The sequence below is a fragment of the Methylobacterium sp. WL19 genome, assembly GCF_008040005.1.
Taxonomy (GTDB): domain Bacteria; phylum Pseudomonadota; class Alphaproteobacteria; order Rhizobiales; family Beijerinckiaceae; genus Methylobacterium; species Methylobacterium bullatum.
This window is the reverse complement of the sequence record NZ_VRVC01000222.1, coordinates 1-4060: the sequence shown is the minus strand read 5'-3', so window position 1 is coordinate 4060 and position 4060 is coordinate 1. Positions and strand designations below refer to the sequence as shown.

The window sequence follows — 4060 nt, the reverse complement described above, 5'->3', positions numbered from 1 at the left end:
CTTCCTGGGCAAGCCGTGCGACGGCGCGACGATCATCCGCTCCCTGGAGCACGCCCTGACGGGCGGATCGGCGAGGGATGCGACGGCGTGATCGGCGTCAAGTAGTGAGCGGGCGGCGACCGGCGCGAAGACCTCGCCTTTGTTGAGGAACGGGCTGTAGAGGTAGCCGAGGGTCGCCAGCGCGGTGGCATCCCCCCGGTCGGCGATGGCCTGGACCCGCGCCAGGGCGGCGAGATCCCGGGTCGCCGCCTGGGCGAGGCTGCGGAACTCCTCCGCCGTCAGGCCGGTGCCGGTCTCGGCACGGCGCTCCGGGGCGGGATCCGGCAGGAACGGGCGCAGGCCCGCCTCCCGTTCCAGCGCCGCGATCGTCTCGGGGTGGACGAGCCCGTCCACCGGACCGGTGTAGCGGCCGATGGTCCGCGCCGCCATCGCCTCCTGCAGCGCGCGGATCAGCGCGGGCTTGTGCAGGCCGAGGCCGCGCACATAGGTGCGGATCGACGGTTCGTATTTCAGCCGGAGGGTGTCGACGATGAGGTCGCCGGCCCGCCGCGGATTCTGGGGAATGCCGCTCTCGGCATCGACGAGGCAGCGGGCGAGCTTCTCGGCCAGGCGCTCCTCCCCGCGAAGCATGTCCCGCGTCGTCGCCGGATGGTCGAGCCAGGCCTTGGCCAGGCGGCATCCCCGTCTCCGGTCGTCCTCGGAACCGGCTTCCTCGAGCAGCAGGTCGGCGAGGCGTGCCATGGCCACGAGGTCTCCGGCCTCGCTGCCGGCGCGGTAGAGCTCGGTTGCGCGCGCACGATCGCTCGGCACGGCCTTGCGCGGGAATTTTCCGGCGACGAGGGGATCGTAGAGGGTCGCCAGCCGGGTCTGAGCGTCGATCTCCCCCGCCTTGGCTCCGGCCGCGAGCTGGCTCAGCGCGGCGGCGTCGCCCTCCCCGCCCGCGCGGTCGCGCAGGATTTCGAGTTCGGCGGCGCGCTGCCGGGACCCGGTGGCGGGGCGACCCCATTCGCCCTGCGCCACGAGGGCGAAGAGCAGGTTGGCGAGCAGAACGGTGCCGGCCTGCGGCAGGGCGAGCCAGGCCAGCCTGTACCAGGGATCCTCGTACCACAGGCTGCCATGGACGGCCGCGCGCGGGGTCATCGTGCCGGATCTCATGCGCTCACGACGCCGTGGCGGAGGGCGCCGCGCCCCCGATGGCGCGCTCGACGTCGACGAGTTCGAACTGGCCGTGATCGCCCAGGGGATCGGCCGAGAGCCGCAGGGCCTGGGCCTCGCGCAGGCGCTCGAGGAGCGTGCGCATCTCGCGCGCGTTCGCCCAGTCGCGGCCTTGCGCGCGCCGCTCGATCCACGGGAGCAGCAGGGTCTCGAACCGGGCCGGCAGCCGGAACGATTGCCGGGTCGCCATCAGGCGCAGGATCTCGAGGAGGTCGTAGGGATCGTAGGCCGGGAACTCGATCGTCTTGGTGAAGCGGCCGGCAAGCCCCGGATTGGTGTCGATGAACCGGCTCATGTCCTCGGTGTAGCCGGCGACGATGACGATGATCCGGTCGCGGTTGTCCTCCATGAACTTCAGCAGGGTGTCGATCGCCTCCTTGCCGAAATCGCTGCCGCCACCGCCGCCGCCTGCGGCCAGCGTGTAGGCCTCGTCGATGAACAGGATGCCGTCGAGGGCCTCCTTGCAGCGCTCCAGGGTCCGCGCCGCGGTCTGCCCGACATAGCCCGCCACCAGCCCGGCGCGGTCGACCTCCACCACGTGGCCCTTCCGCAGGACGCCCAAAGCCTTGAAGATGTCGCCCATGATGCGCGCCACCTCGGTCTTGCCGACGCCGGGAGGACCGGTGAACACCATGTGCTGGCTCACCGCGCCGACCTCGATGCCCTCCGCGCGCCGCTTGGCATCCACCAGGACCCGCGCCACCACGGTCTTCACCTGCTGCTTGACCGGGGCGAGCCCGATCATCGTCTCGAGGCGGCCGATGACCCTGCGCGCCTCCTCCATGTCGATCGCGCCGGCGCCCTGGCTGCCGAGGGCGGCGGCGATGTCCGAGGGCTCGAACCGGTTGATGTCGCCGCCGGGATGGGCGGAGAGCCGCATCGCCTGGGCCTGGCGGGCCTTCTCCAGCACCGTGCGCATCTCGCGGGCATTGGCCCAATCCTCGGCGCGGGAGCGGGCGCTCACATAGGGGAGCAGCTCCTTCTGGAAGCCCTCCGGCAGGACGAAGCCCTGGTTGGCCGCCATGCGCTGCAGGATCTCGGCGAGTTCCGGCGGGCTGTAGGGCGGAAACTCGATGGTCTTGGTGAAGCGGCTGGCGAGCCCCGGATTGGTGTCGATGAACCGGCGCATGTCGTTGGTGTAGCCGGCCACGATCACGATGATCCGGTCGCGGTTGTCCTCCATGAACTTCAGCAGGGTGTCGATCGCCTCCTTGCCGAAATCGCCGCCGCCTGACCCGCCGGGTGCCAGCGCGTAGGCCTCGTCGATGAACAGGATGCCGTCGAGGGCCTCCTTGCAGCGCTCCAGGGTCTTGATCGCGGTCTGGCCGGCATAGCCCGCTACCAGCCCGGCCCGGTCGACCTCGACGAGGTGTCCCTTGCGCAGTACCTTCAGCGCCTTGAAGACGCTGCCGAGCACCCGCGCCACCTCGGTCTTGCCGACGCCGGGGGGACCGGTGAAGACCATGTGCTGGCTCATGGCCGCCACGGGCAGGTTCTGGGCGCGGCGCTGCTGCTCCACCTGCATCCGGGCGATGACGCCCTTCACCTCCGCCTTCACCGGCGCGAGGCCGACCATGCCGTCCAGGGTCGCGAGCGCCGTGGCGAGGAGGTCCTTCTTCTCCACCGCCGCGCCGTCATCCTCGAACTGGATCGGACGGATCTTTCGGTTCGCCCTCTCCTGATCCATCGCGCGCCGCATGCCGGCGATCCGCGCCGGAATGTAGGTGGCGGCGAGCAGGCCGCCGACGATTCCCCCCAGGATCAGAACGTTGCGCAGCAGGGCCGAGGGTGTCGCCGCCAGGGGCGCGAGTACGTCCGGCCGCAGGGCGACCACCAGGGCGGTCGCGCCCAGCACGATGGCCAGGAAGAGGGCGGCGGGATGCTTGTCGAGGCGTTCCATGGATGTGACGTGCCTTGATGCGGGTCGGGCGCGGTGCGTGTCGCGGTCCGGAATGGGCGCTGGCCCTCAGGCGTCCTCGCCGATCGCGAAGAGCAGGTCGACGATCTCCAGGCGGCGCATGTCGCCGCCCTCCAGGGCGACGCGGGCGGCCTGCGCCTCGCGGGCCTTTTCCAGGAGGGTGCGCATCTCGCGGGCGTTCGACCAGTCGTCGGAGCGGGAACGCTGGGCGAGCCATGGGGTCAGCGCCGCCTCGAATCCCTCTGGCAGCGCGAATTGCTGGCGGGCGGCCATGCGCCGGAGGATCTCGCAGAGCTCCTTCGGCTTGTAGGGCGGGAACTCGATGGTCTTGGTGAAGCGCCCGGCGAGCCCCGGATTGGTGTCGATGAACCGGCGCATGTCGTTGGTGTAGCCGGCGACGATGACGATGATCCGGTCGCGGTTGTCCTCCATGAACTTCAGCAGGGTGTCGATCGCCTCCTTGCCGAAATCGCCGCCGGCCCCGCCCGCGAGGGTGTAGGCCTCGTCGATGAAGAGCACCCCGTCGAGGGCCTCCTGGCACTTCTCCAGGGTCTTGGCGGCGGTCTGCCCGACATAGCCCGCCACCAGCCCGGCGCGGTCGACCTCCACGAGATGGCCCCGGCGCAGGACGTTCAGGGCGCGGAAGATCTCGCCGATCGCCCGCGCCACCTCGGTCTTGCCGACGCCGGGAGGGCCGGTGAAGATCATGTGCTGGCTGATCGCCGAGACCGGGAGGCCTTCCGCGCGGCGGCGCTGCTCCAGTTCGAGCCGGGCGATGAGGGCGTTGACCTCGCGCTTGACCGGCGCGAGGCCGACCATGCCCTCGAGCGTGGCGATGACCTCTTCCGGCGACCGCGCCTCGACGATGCGGCGCGGGGCGAAGAGCAGGCGCGGCAGGCTCAAGCCCCCGGTCGGTTGCCCCAGGCC

General features: G+C 71.0%; 3 protein-coding genes. All 3 read right to left on the bottom strand.

Annotated elements, in window-relative coordinates; translation table 11 throughout:
* Positions 1–1140, bottom strand: a 1140-nt coding sequence (locus FV220_RS25690; RefSeq protein WP_187273528.1) for a hypothetical protein, incomplete at its 3' end; no start/stop codon positions are given.
* A 19-nt stretch (positions 1141–1159) separates the two neighbouring features.
* Positions 1160–3115 (bottom strand): AAA family ATPase, encoded by a 1956-nt coding sequence (locus FV220_RS24290; protein ID WP_147833505.1) that lies wholly within the window; start codon positions 3113–3115, stop codon positions 1160–1162.
* A 66-nt stretch (positions 3116–3181) separates the two neighbouring features.
* Positions 3182–4060, bottom strand: an 879-nt coding sequence (locus FV220_RS24285) for an AAA family ATPase (RefSeq protein WP_147833504.1), incomplete at its 5' end; no start/stop codon positions are given.